This is a genomic window from Bacillus sp. FSL H8-0534, from assembly GCF_038005885.1.
GTDB classification, from domain to species: Bacteria; Bacillota; Bacilli; order Bacillales; family Bacillaceae_G; genus Bacillus_A; species Bacillus_A pseudomycoides.
In genome coordinates this window covers 4,813,887-4,831,219 of record NZ_JBBOUC010000001.1, presented here as the reverse complement: position 1 = coordinate 4,831,219, position 17,333 = coordinate 4,813,887, and the positions used below count along the sequence as shown (strand labels likewise).

Here is a 17,333-nt window from a genome sequence, read left to right as displayed (position 1 = left end):
CCTTTCATCCACCTTAATAAATCAATCTTTATATATTATGAGACAACCCTATTCACTGTGAATGTAATTCAGATGTTTGCGTATCAAAGCCGTATTTTATCCAAAATAAAAAAGCCTACTTCTGTACACTTTCTTATTAAACCGCATTATTTTCATCTAAACCTTTTGATAACTGGGTAACGGTAGTTCTTGCTTCCCAAACATAAATCTGATCTTTGTCTTTATTGTTATAAACAACTTTGAATTTTTGCCCTGCTGTAAAGTACCACTGAAAACTACCTGTCATCCTAACCCATTTACTTACATAGCCCGTAATTTCTCCTGCAATTTCATGTTCTTCAATTGTTTTTCTGCTTGCATCTAATATGTGGATTTCAAGTATATGTTCAGCATCCGCTGTTTGGGCTAATGCAGACAGGTAAGCATGTATATCATAGATACCACTTTCTTTAATGTGAAATAGACCACCAGAACGATCTACACTTCTATTAAAACCCCAACGTGGTTTATCGTTAAACTCTACAATCCACTTTCCGCTATTGTAGCGTTTTTCTTTATGAAACCAAACAGCAGCATTAGAAGGAGCTTGAAGTTTATTGTGGATTAAGAGATCAGCTTCAACTTTAACTTTTTTATATTTCGTATCTTTACTAATGACTAGAGCATCAGCTTCTTCTTCTAAAATTGATTTACCATTCAAAAGCAATCTCTTTTCGTCAAATCCCCATAATGAGAACAGTTTTTTCACATCTTCAAATGATGGATGTTCCTGCCATCCTAACCAACCTTTTGCATCATCAATATAATTAGTCCAGAGTTTGTTTTGATAATCTTTTGCAAAAATAAATCCGTAAGTAGGGGAATTTATAAATGAGATACCACGCCACGATTTAGCGTTAGGTGTATTTCCTTGCACACTGCCATGACAATAAATTGTGTTTATCCTTAGTCCTCTGGCTACAATTTCATCAAGAATATTTTTTGTAGGATCACTAACCGAGATTAACGCACCACCTACATCTGTTGTGATTTTTGGCACTTGAACATTATTTGCATTAATTAATTTTGTTAACTCTACGATTAGTTTATTTGTATCATCAATTTCTTTTCTATATCCTGCTACTTGTTCCAAGGCTTTTTCAAAATCAGAAATATAACTTTCCAGTTTGATATTTCCTTCTTTGACATCTCTTCTTAAAACAATTCGGATATCTGGTGTGCTTGTACGTTCTGAATCTCCCTTTTCTATAACAAAATAAGCCATCCATTCGTTAGAAGTTGAGACCGCTTTAGCAGGTAATATATATTCAATGATTCCATTATTTACATCAATAATTTTGGCATCATCCCGAATAAACTGTTTATTATTTGTTGCTTCATACTTTGCTACATATCCAGTTAAATCAACTACTCTACCATTATCTTTTAGATATACAGTTAGTTTTAAACCATTTTTATCATTTTGGCGTAAACGAATGGTTTTTGTGAATACTGGATCAGCCAAATCAATTATAATTACTTCATTTCTCATTTCGTTACGCTCCTTTCAATCGCACCTTTTTCAAGGCGTTTAGGTGGTCTTCTCGTGCGTTTTGATCTTCCTCTATGCTTTACATTTCCTTTAGGCTGTTGTGGCTCTATTTTTTCAATTCTAGCATCTGTTTTTGTTACGTATTCTTGAAACCCTTTTGTTAATTGTGAGAGCATACCATATAAACCTACACCTGTTTCTTCCTCTTCATTTGGAATAACTAAACCATAATGTGTTGAAATTGCATCAGTAGTAATTGGTGGTTCTCCTTCTTTTCGATTCATACGCATATCATAAAGTTTTGCCATATCTGTTTTAAGGTTGTATTGTTTAATATCCCAATCCATTACTTTATCTAATGCACTAAATCCAATATCACGAATGTTTGTCTTGTATTTTTTCTTTGATGATACTTTAAAATCAGCGGCTAAAATCCCACCATAAAATGAACCAGTGCCAGACATAACTTGAAGGTATCCATTTGCAGAATTAGAATTTCGTAGCAAAGAATACTGAAGCACTAAGTCTGTATCACCGCTAGAAGAAGTTTTTACCGAAAAGATTCTCTTTCCGTTTTGATGAAACAGGAATCCTTTTCCTGCTGTAAAATGCATATTCTCTTCAGTCGCTTCAAGCATGAGATTCTTTTTACTTTTCGCTGCGAAATCTGTTGCAGCAGTTAAATTCATGTATGAGTATAATGCATCTATATTTAAAGAATCTTCCGCTTTAATAATCATCTTTCCGTTTTGGTCAAAGAAAATATTTGCTGGAAAGTACAAATCTGTTTTACTTCCGCTTATATACCCTCTTGTGATACCAATACCGCCAGCTTTGGGATATGAGTCAGATTGTTGATATATTGCTACTGCCCCTTGTGAAGCGGTTATATCATCGTTTCCACCTAAAAAGATGGTGGGCTGCATTTCTTTTCTTGAATTTATATAATATCCTAAAAACATACGGGTAATGTCTGACTCAAACAAACGTATAAATTGTTTTGGCTGTAATATTCTTTAACTGTTCTCGCACTTTACTACTTGAGATACCTTCATACCAAGAATACGCTGAAATAGTTCCATACATATATAAGTCTGCTTCTTCAGTATTAGCGCTATTAAGTACCTCAAATCGATTTTGATTTTCGGAATTTCCGTTACTGTCATTCTCATCACCTCCCCCTAATGCTGCTGCATTTTCAACTGATTCATAGTTTTTCGTAACATACCGTTTATTTGCCCATTCCTCATTAATTGGTTCACGTCCTAACATCCGTAAAATATCATTAATTGAATTTGCACCAATTCTAAAGAACACATCACAAGCACTTGCTAGTTGTGTAATATCTACATATTTAATACGACTCGTATCTACTTTTAAATATGTTCGTTCTAAGTACTCTTCCTTCTTATAAAACTTACGATTTATTTCATCTGCAATAAGTTCTACAAGCGGATTAATACAGAACATAAGGAAATTATCTGTTTGCTTGGAGACATCGACAACATCACCTTTTAACATTCCTTTTGGTACATGAAAAGCCATTGAAACAAAATCAATAATGTCATCAACAAGTGCTTTAATATCTCGACTATCTAATTTGTTTCCTTTGGAAGTGTTACTAAAATTCTCTAATGTATATCCATCTTGTAATTGGAACACAGCACCTGCATTATCCGCTTCAAAAAACGCTTTAAACTGTTCATTGAACATTGCATCCATTTGTTGTTGCATTTCTGGTGTTTGCGCTCTTAAAAATTCACCTTTCACCACAACACGCATTGCATTAGAACGCTTATAAATACTTGTAGCAGAAGTAATTAATTTGCCCCAGCTACTATATAAACCATCAATTACATTCATGATATTTTCATCATTTAATTGAAAATAAAAAACCTCACTCTCTTTAAATACCTTTTCGGTAAAAGTGAAGTTTTTAACAGTAACGCCTTTATATATATTTTCTTTTAATGCAAATTCTTCTTTGCTAAAACTATCTGCAATATATAGTTGATCGTTATGCATAATTACTAAACACTCATTATCATAAATTAAATGTGAGACTAAACTATGCATAAATTGTGAAGCATTTTGGTTTTGGTTGGGCTGCACATTAAATAAATAGTGATTTCCCTTTCGAACTTCTATTCCTTTTTCAAATGTTTGAAATTCACAACGAACAAGCGTATTCGCAATTAAATCTACACAAGTATTAACAGCCAGTTTTTTAAAGAAGTAATCTATGGAAGCTTCATAAAAACAACTTTTTAAATCTGCCCTGCTCCTTTTTCCAAACCAACCACCAATCCAATCAATTAACCCCATTCCCTCACCTGCCTTTCTAGTAAGTTCTTACCTTAAATGCATCAACAGAAAATGGTTTTGCTTCTGTTAATTCACTATCTTGTGTTAAAGCATGAGTAAAAGCAAAGAAACCATCTGTTTTCCGTTTCTCTTTATCAATCTTGCAATACTCTTTGTTGCCATTTCCTTTTTCATCTACATAAACATTCCCTACATACAAACGCATTAACGGATCATCACCAAACACAATTAATTGTTTAATAAACATCTCATCAATTAATGGTGCTAATTTTGCATGTGTAATCGGGCCTCTTCTCACAACTTCTAAAGGAATCCCCGTTTCCTTGAATTTCTCCTCTAAGATGGAAGCACGGAAACTATCACAAGCGACCTTCTTGATATTAAATATTTTTGCTTGTTCTAAATACCAATTTACAACACGATCTGCATCAATGGATTTATCATAAACAATCGTACATAAACCTTTTTCTTTTGCAATTTCAATAATATCGGGGTTGATATCTTGCAATTTTAAAGCCATATGATGAATGAAAGTGTGCTGTATCCAATATCTTTTCCCATCATGTTTAAATAACAAACCAACAGAACAAAAGTCTCGAACATCTGCAAAATCAATACCGCCTACTGCATCAATACCCTTTAGATTCTCTGGAAAAGGTTGATCTGTTGCTAATCTATCTTCATAGGTTGCAACCTCTTTTCTAGAATCTTCAACTGGTGAATTCATTCGTTTTGTCATAAATTCAATACGTAATGAACTGTTTTTCTGCATATCGTAGTATTCTTGACGCATTTTTTGTTGTAAAGATGGATTATATCGGTATGATGGATTCGCTTTTTCCCACATTTCTTCATTATCTACTTCTGACGGATCATCTAATTTACAAATGAACGGAAATAATGTGGAATCTGGCAACTCTTTATTTAATACTGCTCTTGCTTCTTCTTTTAAATCATCAAGAACACCACCACGAACATAACCATCTGTAGAAATATAGAAAATACGTGGATCTTTCTTTTTACCAAGACCAGAAGTAAATACCTTTATATTCTTGTAATTGTCATATTCATGTATCTCATCGAAAATAACAATACCAGAACGCTTACCATCTTTTGTTCTAGCATTTGATGTATTGTAGTTCATTTTTGATTTTGTACGTTTATGTTGAATCAATGTTTGAGACTTATAAAAATTCTTCTTCATTTTTTTCTTATGTTTTAGATCATCTAAAACATTGTAAACATCTTCGAATGAGGTTTTTGCTTGATCTTCTGATGTTGCAACAATATCAATATCGTAGTTTGGTATTCCATGATGTGATGTCAGCATAAAAAAACCATCATAACCCATCCAACCATTCTTACCAGCACCACGCCCTAATAAATTAAAAAAGCGATCAAACATCAATCGACCATCATCATAACGAACGCCAAATATAAATGCATTGCAAAACTTCTGCCAAGGGAACAATTGAAAAGGAAAATAAGGTGCTGGAACACTCACTGATTTTTCAATTGCTTCTGCATCTATTACAACGTTTGGTTGATCTAATTTCCATCGTAGAAATTCCATAAGCTGTTTTTGTTCTTTACAAGCTTGAATTTCTCCATTTTCAACCATTCTCATGTAATCATCAATGTAGGGGTGATAATTATACGTCTTCGTCTTCGTCATCATCATCATCCTTATCTACTTCTGTTGCTTTCAATCCTAGTTCTGCTAAAAGTTTAAGCATTTGAGCATTCGTTTTATTTAGTTCACTAATACTTTCATTTTTCTTTTTGCCCCTTTGCTTTCCATTCAACCAATCAACAACAACACCCCTTTCTTCTATATCAAGAATGAGATTGTTTTTAATGTCCCAAAGTGCCATATAGTCAGATACTAAATCAGTATAATGTGCGCCAAATGTTCCGTTTTCTTCTAATTGGTTCATTAAATCCTGTTTGATAGTCTCTTTTAGCTTGTTTATTTTCGGCTTTGGTTTTGTGTGCACCCTTGTTTTTTTAGGTGCAACCTTTTGAACTTTGTGTGCACCCTCTCTTTGCCACCCATATCTCTTTTTCCATGACTTTACGGTATTAATAGAAACAGCATATTTTTCTGCAATGTCCTTATACTTCATACCGCTTAAATAGTCACTGTGAGCGACTTCTTGAGGTGTCGCATTATTATTCATCCATATTCACCACCTCTTTCCATACATCGAATTTGAGGCGGTTTTAAACGAATTTAAAAAGGATGCACCCTGTATTTTGTGTGCACCCCTCCCCCTCACGTGAGAAAATCAAAAAATATTTTTTCCGACGTCCCCTCCCCGTTGAATGGTTCCCCAGAAAAAAAGCTAAAATTTTTGACCGGGGGGGTTTTAGGAAACTAATTCAAAGTATGTTTCGATAAAATCTAAAATAAAAAAGACTTCTTCACTAGAAATCTTTAGAATATCTATAGTAAATTTTAATTTCTCTTCATCTTGCGATCTTTCTCTTACATCAATAAGTTTAAGTCGTTTGCACTTCCTTGGATTAACACAGTCTCTTATCTGACAGTAACGCCAGTAAGAATACTTTCTAAACTGATTCAACATGTCACGTTCATATGAAGTTCGTTCTTCCTTATCAGTATCAGCATATTGAATCATTAAGTCAGTATCGAATGTCCAACTACCATCCACAATAATCATAGCTACCACCGTTCCTCATTCAAGAACTTAGGTTTTTTCTTCTCAATCTTATCTAACCGATCATGTACTTCATTATGACATCGAATGCATAAACATTGTAAGTTATCCAAGTCTAATGCTAAATGTGGATGCGTCTTTACTTCTTTAAGATGATGCACATTCTCAGCAGGTTTGTATTTACCTTTTGACTTACACATCTGACATTCATAGTTATCTCGCTTTAAAGCTTTAAGCCTTAGCTCTCTCCACTCTTTAGACTTGTAGAACTTCATAAGTTTTCCTTCTCTTATGAGTTTAATATAGTCAATCATTAGCACACCATCCTTGCTCGTACACAGATAGGCTTACGATACATAACCTGTGATCTTATTACTTTATGTTTAACGTATCCATATACTGGACGCTCTGGACGTTCCAACTTATACTCCATATACTTTGCTGAAAGTTCTTTAATTTGTTCCCAGTAGCTAGAAAACAACTGAGAGATTACTTTATATAATTCATACGCTAACTTGTTAAAGGCTTCTCTAAGTGATTCAATATTAATGTTCATTCCTTCACCCCTTAACCTTCTTTATCCTCACCAATGCGATAACCAAAATATACTACTAATAAAGTAACAAGTGTACCTATGAAGTATCCCATAAGACCTCCTAACCAAAACACCCCATCACTTCCTCACAATAAAATAAGACGCTAAACCGATAACGGCAGCGCCTAGGATAATTGATATTGGTTTAATCATTATGCTTAATGTTCTTTCATTCTTGAAGGCATGCTAACTTTTCTAAAAGATCATAATAACTACCATAAGAATCTATAACTCCTTTACATGGTCCCACTGTCAAGGCGCCTTTAGGGTCTTGCTCTTTCCACTTCCTGCTAGCTTCTTCCATAATATATCCAAGTTGATGTGTATTGTTAGCAATAAATCGTTGTATTTCGTCCATCATTTATCTTCCTTCCTGTTAAAACTATCCGCTTTATATAATAAAAAGAGCACCCGTTTCCGCGAGCGCTCCTTTTAAGGGATTACGAGAATCCCATTAACGAAAGTCAAGGCTACTAAAGTTAATGAGGTACAAGTAGTATATGCTTGTCTCATTCAAATGTTCACTAGTTTAATGTGTAATTTCTATATAACAAAGAAAAGCACCCGAATGGATGCTATATCACTACTTATTAATTTGTAATTTAAATACGGTAAATGAAGTTTTATTCTTTTCTCAAGAAGCCAATGTTGTTTGCACAACTGCATCTACACAGTATCAAGTTCCTGAGAGAAGAGCAAAAAGCCCTCCTATATTAACGAGATCATTCAATCAATACCATTAAAGCTGGTTACGGATTTTAAATTATGCCGTCAATATGAAGCCGTTTAGAATTATAAAGGTATCCTTGTGAGAAGTGTTTTCCGCCACTTCTCACAATACAAATATAACATGGTGATTCTAAAACAACCGGCACATTTACGGCCAAAAAGCGGTCACGACTCTGCCACTTATTTTAATTCGCCAATAACCTTTATTTCCCTAGACAAGCCCACTGCAACAACCATAAAGAATAAATTGGATTTCTATTAAGGTGTTATGCTTGTTCTGATTGTTGAACATGTAATGGAGGCGGAATAATCCAACCTTTTTTCTTATTCAGACGAAGTAATATAGCTCCAGCTTGTGCTTTTTTCATATGGAATTGACCAAACATCATTCCTACATCTTCTCGAAGAGATTGTCCCATTGCTTGGCTACATGCTACTAATCCAGCAGCAAGATCCATGGAAACTTTAGCTGCAATTTCTGCATCATTAATACGAGCACCTGGAGGAATCGTTTCAATAGATGCAACTGGTCTTTCTGGAGGTGCTGGTGGTAATGCAACACCATTTAATTTTAATAAATTTTTTAATTCTTCAACTTCTGATTGGATATCATTCTCTACAAGATTTTCTAAAAATTTCTTTAAATCCTCGTCTCCTGTGTGGTTAATAAGAACTTGATATCCAGCAATTGCACCTTGTGCCGCTGCAAGATAACTCCAAATCCCAAAGACTTCTCCGTAGTGCATTGGTTCATTTTGTGGATTTCCACTTAAAACACCCATTAAAATATTCCTCCTTAAAGAAATTAAACTTTTAATAACAACTCTTACTATAGAAAAAATTTTCCCAACCATGTTCCGGGTTAAAGAAAATAAGTTCTTATAACTCATAAGGCACACCTTACCCATATATAGTAATTACACCTTATAGAATGTACTGCTACAAAAAAATTATTCATATAAATAACACATATATTTCAATTAACATAATCCATTATTATCAGTACTTTTAATAATAGAAATTAAAGATATTTATCATAATTTTAACTCAAATGAATTTATATATTCTTAAACGAATATTGTCTAAAGGAACTGGAGACATTACTAAATATGAAAGGAGGGAAAACCATGAAGAAAAAACTGTCATCTATTTTAGGTGCCCTATTACTAACTATTTTGGTTTTTGGTACAAGCGTCCATGCTGAATACGATGGATATAATACGGATAGAGTTAACAATAATAATATTACAACTCGAGTTAATGACGATAACATGAATAGAGTTAATTATGATACTAGAACTCGAAATGTGAATACAACAAATGATTTGAATAATAATCGTAAAAATAATAATTGGGCATGGCTTGGTTTATTAGGACTAGTAGGTTTATTCGGTCTTAGAAGAAAAGAAAAAGAACCAGAAAGACGTTAATGTAGAACATTGCATTTAACTTAAAAAGATACTTATTCATCAAAAAAATGCAAAATGAATAAACTATGAATCGCCTTTAATAAGGCGATTTTTTATTTTTTCAAAATCAATAATAATTATATAAAAACGGATACTATTCAATGAATTTCTTAACTTGATGGTAATAGAGCGGTACGTCCATTTAACGAACAACGCTTCTTTTTTATACCGTCGCTTCACTTACCCATATCTGACATTGTCGAAAATAAAAAAGAAGAATACTCCTTCAAGTATTCTTCTTTTTCACTATTATTTCATATAACCGTTGCTATCAAAATAGTATTTTGTCCCGTCAATTACTAATGATTCATTTGTTGCAAGTCCATAATCTCCTGGAATAAAATACATCCATTTTCCTTGTGCGTTTTGTTCCCAACCTGACTTTTGAACTAATTTTCCTCCTGGAGCAAATAAATACCATCTTTCTCCTGCAGAACCACGGTCTATCACCATCCATCCATTTGTAGTAGAATTAATGCATTTATTGCCTGGATCAACCATAATACGTCTAGAAATATAATACCAATCTTGTCCAGATTTCACCCAACCATTATATATTGAGTTTCCATTATCGGCATATAAGTTAAAAACCCATATTTTAGAAGGGCACGTTCCTACTGTTTCTAGTTCCTTCCATTCTCCATCAGTTCCAGCTACATATGTATTAGCTGCAAAAGCATTTGTAGTAGGATAAATAGCAAAAATAACAAAACATAATATCATTGCTTTTACAAATTTTTTCATAATAATCTATTTCCTCCCTAATAAATTTAATACCGTTAAATCATACTATATAAAAATATAATTGTATACTGAATTTCATAATAAATAACCAAAATTATACACTTTGAGAGACACCCCTAAAAATATAGGAAATACTCTTATTAAAAGCACCGACTAGATTCACTTCAATAAGAAGATATTAATTTATAAAAAAATGTCTTAGTATTTTTTGTTTTGCCTTATGACTTACCCATATCTTATATTTTGTGTAACTGCCCCTATCGCTGAATCCCTTGATATCCATAGCTTCATAACACTTTCCTTTTTGAGTTACACAACACATAAAAAATGGGTAACTATAAAAGACAAAAAAATAAAAAGGATGTTGCTATATTTTGAATCTGGTCATAGCTTTATCCATTGCATCTTGGTTAACACCTATGTATCTTAATGTAACTCTTTCGGATGAATGGTTAAATATCTCCATCAGCAATGCGATATTCTTCGTTTGCATATACATATGATAGCCGAATGTCTTACGTAATGTATGCGTTCCTATTTCGTCTAACCCAAACTCTGCTGCAGTACTTCTAAGTATCTTATATGCCATACTTCGTCCGATTGGTTTATTCTTTCCTTCGCGACTCTTAATCAAGTACTCATTATCATCTCTTTCTTCGATATACCAACGTAATTCTCTTTTTAATGCTGGTGTCAATTGAATACGTTTCTGTTTTCCCGTCTTCTTTTCTCTCATTGAAATATGACTACCTTTTAAATCACCAACTCGTAGCTTTAAAATATCACTAATACGTAAACCTGTATTAATTCCCATTACAAACAAAATATAATTGCGTTCATTATTTTCCTTTAGATATTCTTTAATTTGTTATATTTGCTCTGGCTCTCGAATAGGTTGGACAAAATTCATAGATCACCCCCTCCATAATGCTTTTCTACCTCATATGCTTCTAATCTCAGAGCGAAAGCTAGTTTATAAAAAGCATTAGACTTATTACGTCTATATGTGCGCTCACTCATGCCAATCTCGTTATAAACCATATAATCAAAAACTTCTTCATCTTCTAAATAACGTTTATAATAATGTCTCTTTGATTCTTACTAAACCTACTTAATGCCTTGTCGATCTGAAAAGATAGGCGTTTTAACCTTTCTTCTCTTATACTTAATCCTATATTCGCTAAAGCAACATCTTCAGCTGGTTTCCCTACTACATTTGTTGGTCCATGATATCTTATCTCACCTGAAGCTGTAACCTTCATTTCATTTCTAATCATCCCAAATTGTCTATAAATACGAACGTTTTCAAGAACCTCTTCTAATCGAGATTGTGTTGCTTTACGGTCAATTTTTGGTAAGAATGTCAATTGTGTCATATATATAAACACTCCTTGTCTATTTTATTAATGAAAATAAAAAAAGCGGACACCAAACCACAGAGCAATATTGTTATTACTCTTAATAGTTTGATATCCGCTGGTTCTTCCAGTAGGACTAAATATTTAATTTCTATTATTATATCATTTTCTTTCGTCTTAGTAATTTTTAAAAGGATTATTTTGTTCAATTTCTGGATAGATGTTAATATTCTTCATAAAGGAGGTCTATTGATGAAGAATTTATGGACAAAGATTTTTATAGGTGTTCTCATAGGAATTCTTATAGGAACTGCTCTTTTAATAACATTATATTTTGTTAGTGTTTCACTTTTTTGGAATCAGCCCTAAATTAAAAGTGTTTTAAAATCCTACTATTAAAAATATCCTCACGTTTATTTAACGAGTATTCCGTCAATAATGTAGATAGGCTGTATGCCAAAACTCATTTAAATTTCTTTCTCCGTCCCCCTTTTGGAGATACCTTGGAGCCGAACAGTTAGCTTTTGCTAGCTGCTCTTTTATTTAAAATGCAATTTTTATTTTCACCTTTAACTGATACACACATATATTAATAATCTACATACAAATGTTAACTAGCTCCTTAAAGAGCACTATTCGAAAGTGCTCTTTTCTGATACAAAAATCTAAATACCAAAATGAATTTTTTATTATTCATCCTTTTCATCCCTGTATAACATTTCAAATCTCGTTTATACCATAGCTGTAACTTATGGAAATGAGGCATATTCACTCATACGCTCTACTTTTATAGAGGGCTTTTTTATAATTTTGTTAACACCTTCTTGAGATTAGCATATCTTATACTACTCATTGATTCAAAGAGCACTTTGGCTCAGTGTTCTTTGACACCTATCTTTTGAAGAGCACTGCATACCAGTGCTCTTTTTTGCGTATACATATTGTGATTTCAATTATTTAATTTTCACGCTTACAGCGACACCAACGTATACATATAAAAATAAGTGAAAACCTATTAGGCATTAGAACCCTCTTTCTAGGAGCATCTTAAAAAGATGCCCTTTTTACATATACAAGTCAGATATCAAATAGCATTTTTGCTGATTTTTTGAACCTTTAAATAAGACAAGCATATGATATTGTATGGAGACCCTCTCTCATAAGAACCTATTTTTCTAAGAGCACATTTATATGTGTGCTCTTTTTTATTTGCTACAAAATAACTATTTTATTAAGTTTCTCAATTTACTAAAGTAATGCTCTCGAAAAGGCATTCATATATATATTTATCGAATGCGCTTTGGAATTCTTAGAAAATCAAATACTTTAGGAGTTGATTAACATGGAAAATAAATCACCAAAATTAATAATTCCTCCTGACACGAAAATCCAATTTACATTTTTCTCTCCTTCTGGTGAAGTAATTTTCAAACAATCTCTAGCAAACGAAACTTTAGAGTCCATCATACTTCCTATTCATTGTCCTATCGAATACGAAAGACTTGAAGCTGTAAGAATCCCATTATCTAAAGAATAGCTCCCCATAAAGGTTTACCCAAATCCCCCTTAATTGCAAGGGATTTTTCAATATAAAATAACGCTTTTGTTTAGTTCATAATTTAAAAAATTCCTTTCCTAAGTACTGTTTCTATATGCTATACTGATTCTTAATTAATTGTAGAAGGATTGATAAAATGAATGATAGATCCTCAAGACGATGGCAAATGCAACAAAAGTTAAGAGCACTGAAAACAAAAAACAGGAATAATACAAATCCTTTGTTTAATGAATGTCTTGAATCCCTAGGAGACGAAACTTTAATTTTCTCTCAGGGAAAAAGCCAGCAGATTGCTACTAATTTAATAAAATCATTTCCTATAACTGTCTCTGGAAAAATAGATTGGGAACAGATAGACAATCAATTAGTAGTTCCAAACAAAGAACGACTAATTTCCCTTATTAGAGCACACAAACTAGATTTTAATGAACAGATTTTTATACTATGGGATAACTATGAAATCCCTGTAGTAGGTACAAATCTTGATAATGTATTCCAATCACTAGCTGACGTTGATGCAGTCAGTTTTTATTACTGGTTATTAGATAAAGAATATAGATTCGTAATTGAAATAGAGGATGAAGAAATGATTAGGGTTGGATTTCGCTAATAATCTACTCATCTTTCCTTATTCTGCTTTTCTACAAAATTCAAATTTGGTATTAAATCAACTGCGTCTTCCGTTCATCCATACGAGTTACTTTTCTACTTTTATATACAAAGGACTGTTCCCCGTGACCACTTGTGGGTGGCTCTATTAGGTGAACTTGTCCATCTTTCACAACATAAATCATATTTTCTACTAATGAAATTTCAGCCTTCATTTCTGCAATGTTTTCCTTGATAATTGCCACCGAAACCACTCCTATATGTGTTATAATTACTTTGTCGAATAATTATGTCGGGAGCAATCTCGGCTTTTTTATTTGCCTATAAATATTGCACAACGTTTTCTGGAATAAATGATTGTTCCAAGGATAGATGAAGTCGTATTGATATCGGTTCTTTATTATCTCTTGCCTTCTTACAAAGTTCTTCGGCTTTTTCCCATTCAAATTGTTTATCCTCCGCTCGCTTATAACGCCAAATCCCAATTGTATATTCCTCAAACATTTCATATTTCTCACTAGGAGCTGTGGTAAGCTTTAGCTCATCAACTGCCCTTGCTTGGCTTGGTATTTGAACAACCACATCAGCAAAACGTACTTGAGAATTCAACCGATGAATATGCGCTTTCTTAGGATCAAATGCTACTACTGGCTCAACATCAAATATTGTTAGCTGCTTTGGCATCGCTCTGTCCCTCCAATACATGCAAGCCTGTTGTTAAAATCCCTTCAAGTTGAGTTAATGTTAATTGATCTAATGTTTTCTCGTTTATTTCAGATAACCCTAAACTAAGTAATTTACGAATAATGAGCAATTTCCGTCGTTCAACTTCCTGTCTTAATAACATCACTGTACCTCCCGTTGGTTATCATATCTTCTCTCTAAATTAATGAATTTGCTAAACTCTTTAATAAATGCAAGTTCAACTGTACCAACAGGACCATTTCTCTGCTTGGCCAGAATAATTTCAGTTATGTTTTTATTCGCTGTTTCTGCATCGTAATAATCTTCACGATATAAAAATGCGATCAAATCAGCATCTTGCTCAATTTGTCCTGTCTCACGTAAATCAGATAACAGAGGACGTTTATCTTGTCTACTTTCAACAGCACGACTTAACTGTGATAAAGCAATTACACATACATCCAGTTCCCTAGCCATCAGTTTCAACTTCCGGCTAATCTCGCCAATCTCTTGCATACGATTTCCTCTATGCTTTGGATCACCAACAATAAGCTGTAAATAATCAATCGCTATTAATACCTTTTTATCTGGATGTTTACGTTTCAGTTTTCTGGTCTTTGCATAAATCTCTTGCATTGTTACATTTGCCTTATCGTATATTTCCAGTGGAAGATTGTTAATCAATCCCATTGCTTGGCTGATGTTTTCCCAGTCTTTGATATTGCAAAGTTTCTTAGGGTTTTTCATTTTGGTTGCATCAACATTGCCGGCACTAGAAATCATTCTCTTGAGCAATTGTTCTTCTCCCATCTCTAGTGAAAAGATTCCAACTGCTGTATCTGAACTTGCTGCATGATAAGCAACGTTTAGTACAAATGCCGTTTTCCCCATTGCTGGACGTGCACCAACAATGATTAAGTCTCCTGTCTGTAATCCAGAGGTCATTCGATTAAAATCGTAATATCCAGTGTTTATACCTGTTAAATCGCCAACATCGATTTGCATCTTCTTATATAGCCCAACAAGCGTTTCTTTTAAATCAAACTCACCTGAATAACCCGTTTCCTCTATCGCATTTAGTTCATCGATTGTATTGCCGATTGCACTAATATCTTTGTCTTTCTGAAGACGCTTATATAAATCACCAGCAACCTCTTGAGCATGCCGCATTTTCCATGCTTCTATCACAAGACCCTCGTGATACGAAAAGTTTTTTGTTGTTGAAACGCCCTCAGCTAAATTAACTAAAAACTGAATGTCACCAATTTGATTTATAAAACTATCTAATTTTTCAACTACAGTCACAAGATCTATAGGGCTTTCAACGTCTTCAAGTTCTCTCATTGCCTTAAAAATGGCTTGATGTGTTGGAAGAGAAAATTGATTTGGTTTTAACTGACAATCTTTTATCAAATCCCCTTCCATGATGATGCTGCCTAAAACACTTTGCTCCGCTTCCAAATTACGAATGATGTCGTTACTCATTATTGCATCCATCCATTCTGTTGATTAAGTGCTGCAAGTTCTTCATCAGTGGCGATATTTTGATTCCACTCTTTTTGTTGCTGCAATACTTGTTTAGTAGATTCAGACATAGCAACAGATTGATATGCTGGCTGTTGTTTTACTTGTGTTGTTCGTTTAGCACGAAACTCTTTGTCGGCTACTTCAACATCAGTTACTGTTTTAAAGCCTTTAACATGCCAATCTCTTAAAATTGAATTTACATAAGACATGTTTCTTGTATTTTTTTCCAGAGAAATTCCCATTGCTTTAACAACTAGCTCTGCATTTAAATCATCTACCCACGCAAGAATTCCTTCTGCGATAAAAGGTGTCATGAATCCAAAGTTTTGTTCGTAAAAAGAAATTGGGTTAACTTCAACAACGTCCGTGCGCTCTTCTTGTTGTTTTTCTTTTTCTTTTTCTTTTTCTTTTTCTTTTTCCCCACTTATCGTTGACGTATCGTGGCACGTATCGTGAACAGCAAGAAACTCTTCGAAAATAGCACGAATTTTATCATTTTTAACTTTTGGAGTTACTAAGCTAATAAGACTAATATCTGTTACTCCATCAAGTTCTTTGCGAACACAATCTTCAATTGGTTTACCGCCTCTATTAAGGTTATATTTACCCCAATTGATAATTGCTAGTTCGCGTGTTTCTGGATTATACTTAACTAATTTATGATGGTTTTCAAAACGATCTAAGAGTGAATTAACACTTTCCATGGAGTAACCTAAATCAAAATCCATTTGCTTTTTGGTGATTTGGTACACACCAATTTGAGTAGTACATGGGTTTGTAAGAAGATACAGATTAAATAATTTATCTTCCGGAGTCATCTCCTCAATAACTTTTGCATCCTGCCAAAATGAAACTTGAACTGGTCTAAAAACTGCCATGTTATTCATCCTCCCGTTTACATATCGCAAACCCGTCCTCTATACGTAATAAGCGATAATTTTTATAACCTTTTTTAGATATTGCTGTACTAAATAAGCAAGGTGCTGTTCTGACGTTACCTGTTGGACAATCTTAGGATTTAACAACACTCTATGTAATGTTTTGTCTAAAAGCATACAATACACTCCATTGTTATAACGTTTATGATTTGGTATAATTAACTTAACTAAAATTTACCAACCACTATTTATCTATCACTCGGCAAAGTGATAGATTTTTTTATTTCCTACGACTTACCAGCGAAGCGTTAACACCTTTAGAACGAGATCCTTTAATAATCACACAATAACTTTTAGATACTTCATGTTCCTCCTTTTCTTCACGAAGCATCTTAAACTCTTTTACACATCGATTAAGCTCTTCTTCCCAATAATTCGCTTCCTCATGAGATTTAGCGTTGAACATGTTGTAAATGCATGTATTCATGCAATCATGAAGTTCATTTGTAAACGAAAAGTCTCCTAGAAGAACAAGATCATGCAGACAATAGTATTCAGTTGTCATGGTTTTCACCTCTTTTCTATGTAAATGGATGCTGTACGCATCGTTACAACCAGAAAGGGATATCTTTAAAGGGGGTTGGG

General features: G+C 33.5%; 21 protein-coding genes and 1 pseudogene. 3 read left to right on the top strand and 19 right to left on the bottom strand.

The window, feature by feature from the left end:
* Nucleotides 1–136 precede the first annotated feature (136 nt).
* From MHH71_RS24750 to MHH71_RS24705, 10 genes are all read right to left on the bottom strand, one after another.
* Complete coding sequence (locus tag MHH71_RS24750; protein ID WP_033799057.1) at nucleotides 137–1,531, bottom strand: BppU family phage baseplate upper protein; 1,395 nt, start codon at nucleotides 1,529–1,531, stop codon at nucleotides 137–139.
* Entirely contained in the window at nucleotides 1,528–2,493 is a 966-nt protein-coding gene (locus tag MHH71_RS24745) for a tail fiber domain-containing protein (protein ID WP_006095707.1), read from the bottom strand. The genes MHH71_RS24750 and MHH71_RS24745 overlap by 4 nt, the downstream gene beginning before the upstream one ends.
* Before the next feature lie 16 nt (nucleotides 2,494–2,509).
* Complete coding sequence (locus MHH71_RS24740) at nucleotides 2,510–3,856, bottom strand: phage portal protein (RefSeq protein ID WP_006095708.1); 1,347 nt, start codon at nucleotides 3,854–3,856, stop codon at nucleotides 2,510–2,512.
* Between the two features lie 16 nt (nucleotides 3,857–3,872).
* Complete coding sequence (locus MHH71_RS24735) at nucleotides 3,873–5,537, bottom strand: terminase large subunit domain-containing protein (protein ID WP_033799697.1); 1,665 nt, start codon at nucleotides 5,535–5,537, stop codon at nucleotides 3,873–3,875.
* Nucleotides 5,509–6,036, bottom strand: coding sequence for a P27 family phage terminase small subunit (locus tag MHH71_RS24730; RefSeq protein WP_006095710.1), 528 nt, complete (start codon nucleotides 6,034–6,036; stop codon nucleotides 5,509–5,511). The genes MHH71_RS24735 and MHH71_RS24730 overlap by 29 nt, the downstream gene beginning before the upstream one ends.
* A 189-nt stretch (nucleotides 6,037–6,225) precedes the next feature.
* Complete coding sequence (locus MHH71_RS24725; protein WP_033796355.1) at nucleotides 6,226–6,540, bottom strand: hypothetical protein; 315 nt, start codon at nucleotides 6,538–6,540, stop codon at nucleotides 6,226–6,228.
* A 2-nt stretch (nucleotides 6,541–6,542) separates the two neighbouring features.
* On the bottom strand, nucleotides 6,543–6,812 hold the full coding sequence (locus tag MHH71_RS24720) for an HNH endonuclease (RefSeq protein ID WP_180229605.1): 270 nt from the start codon (nucleotides 6,810–6,812) through the stop codon (nucleotides 6,543–6,545).
* Between the two features lie 38 nt (nucleotides 6,813–6,850).
* Nucleotides 6,851–7,093 (bottom strand): hypothetical protein, encoded by a 243-nt coding sequence (locus MHH71_RS24715; protein WP_033796356.1) that lies wholly within the window; start codon nucleotides 7,091–7,093, stop codon nucleotides 6,851–6,853.
* A 208-nt stretch (nucleotides 7,094–7,301) separates the two neighbouring features.
* Entirely contained in the window at nucleotides 7,302–7,490 is a 189-nt protein-coding gene (locus MHH71_RS24710) for a hypothetical protein (protein ID WP_231398641.1), read from the bottom strand.
* Between the two features lie 637 nt (nucleotides 7,491–8,127).
* Nucleotides 8,128–8,643: a DUF3231 family protein gene (locus MHH71_RS24705; RefSeq protein ID WP_018780953.1), complete on the bottom strand. Its 516-nt coding sequence runs from the start codon at nucleotides 8,641–8,643 to the stop codon at nucleotides 8,128–8,130.
* 345 nt (nucleotides 8,644–8,988) lie between these two features.
* Here MHH71_RS24705 and MHH71_RS24700 point away from each other — a divergent pair, with 345 nt between their 5' ends.
* A complete protein-coding gene (locus MHH71_RS24700; RefSeq protein ID WP_033799058.1) occupies nucleotides 8,989–9,291 on the top strand; it encodes a WGxxGxxG family protein in 303 nt (100 codons plus the stop codon).
* Nucleotides 9,292–9,579: 288 nt separating this feature from the next.
* Here MHH71_RS24700 and MHH71_RS24695 read toward each other — a convergent pair whose 3' ends face one another.
* From MHH71_RS24695 to MHH71_RS24685, 3 genes and pseudogenes are all read right to left on the bottom strand, one after another.
* Complete coding sequence (locus MHH71_RS24695; RefSeq protein WP_006095714.1) at nucleotides 9,580–10,074, bottom strand: hypothetical protein; 495 nt, start codon at nucleotides 10,072–10,074, stop codon at nucleotides 9,580–9,582.
* Nucleotides 10,075–10,441: 367 nt separating this feature from the next.
* Complete coding sequence (locus MHH71_RS24690; protein WP_240516974.1) at nucleotides 10,442–10,939, bottom strand: site-specific integrase; 498 nt, start codon at nucleotides 10,937–10,939, stop codon at nucleotides 10,442–10,444.
* 41 nt (nucleotides 10,940–10,980) lie between these two features.
* Nucleotides 10,981–11,450 (bottom strand): annotated as a pseudogene (locus tag MHH71_RS24685) (ArpU family phage packaging/lysis transcriptional regulator).
* Nucleotides 11,451–12,774: 1,324 nt separating this feature from the next.
* Here MHH71_RS24685 and MHH71_RS24680 point away from each other — a divergent pair.
* Both MHH71_RS24680 and MHH71_RS24675 read left to right on the top strand, forming a co-directional pair.
* A complete protein-coding gene (locus tag MHH71_RS24680; RefSeq protein WP_003208133.1) occupies nucleotides 12,775–12,969 on the top strand; it encodes a hypothetical protein in 195 nt (64 codons plus the stop codon).
* Nucleotides 12,970–13,126: 157 nt separating this feature from the next.
* A complete protein-coding gene (locus MHH71_RS24675) occupies nucleotides 13,127–13,600 on the top strand; it encodes a CDI toxin immunity protein (RefSeq protein ID WP_003208136.1) in 474 nt (157 codons plus the stop codon).
* A gap of 52 nt (nucleotides 13,601–13,652) precedes the next feature.
* Here the strand turns inward: MHH71_RS24675 and MHH71_RS24670 are convergent, their stop codons facing one another.
* The 6 genes from MHH71_RS24670 to MHH71_RS24645 all read right to left on the bottom strand — a co-directional run bounded on the left by MHH71_RS24670 (nucleotide 13,653) and on the right by MHH71_RS24645 (nucleotide 17,253).
* Complete coding sequence (locus MHH71_RS24670) at nucleotides 13,653–13,844, bottom strand: DUF3954 domain-containing protein (RefSeq protein ID WP_006095717.1); 192 nt, start codon at nucleotides 13,842–13,844, stop codon at nucleotides 13,653–13,655.
* 76 nt (nucleotides 13,845–13,920) lie between these two features.
* Nucleotides 13,921–14,283 (bottom strand): hypothetical protein, encoded by a 363-nt coding sequence (locus tag MHH71_RS24665; RefSeq protein WP_033799059.1) that lies wholly within the window; start codon nucleotides 14,281–14,283, stop codon nucleotides 13,921–13,923.
* Nucleotides 14,258–14,446: a hypothetical protein gene (locus MHH71_RS24660; RefSeq protein ID WP_003199559.1), complete on the bottom strand. Its 189-nt coding sequence runs from the start codon at nucleotides 14,444–14,446 to the stop codon at nucleotides 14,258–14,260. The genes MHH71_RS24665 and MHH71_RS24660 overlap by 26 nt, the downstream gene beginning before the upstream one ends.
* A complete protein-coding gene (dnaB, locus tag MHH71_RS24655) occupies nucleotides 14,446–15,768 on the bottom strand; it encodes a replicative DNA helicase (RefSeq protein ID WP_006095718.1) in 1,323 nt (440 codons plus the stop codon). Before dnaB ends, MHH71_RS24660 begins: the two co-directional genes overlap by 1 nt.
* Nucleotides 15,768–16,688: a DnaD domain-containing protein gene (locus tag MHH71_RS24650; RefSeq protein WP_078211741.1), complete on the bottom strand. Its 921-nt coding sequence runs from the start codon at nucleotides 16,686–16,688 to the stop codon at nucleotides 15,768–15,770. The genes dnaB and MHH71_RS24650 overlap by 1 nt, the downstream gene beginning before the upstream one ends.
* A 280-nt stretch (nucleotides 16,689–16,968) precedes the next feature.
* Nucleotides 16,969–17,253 (bottom strand): hypothetical protein, encoded by a 285-nt coding sequence (locus MHH71_RS24645; RefSeq protein ID WP_033799060.1) that lies wholly within the window; start codon nucleotides 17,251–17,253, stop codon nucleotides 16,969–16,971.
* Between the last annotated feature and the right edge of the window lie 80 nt (nucleotides 17,254–17,333).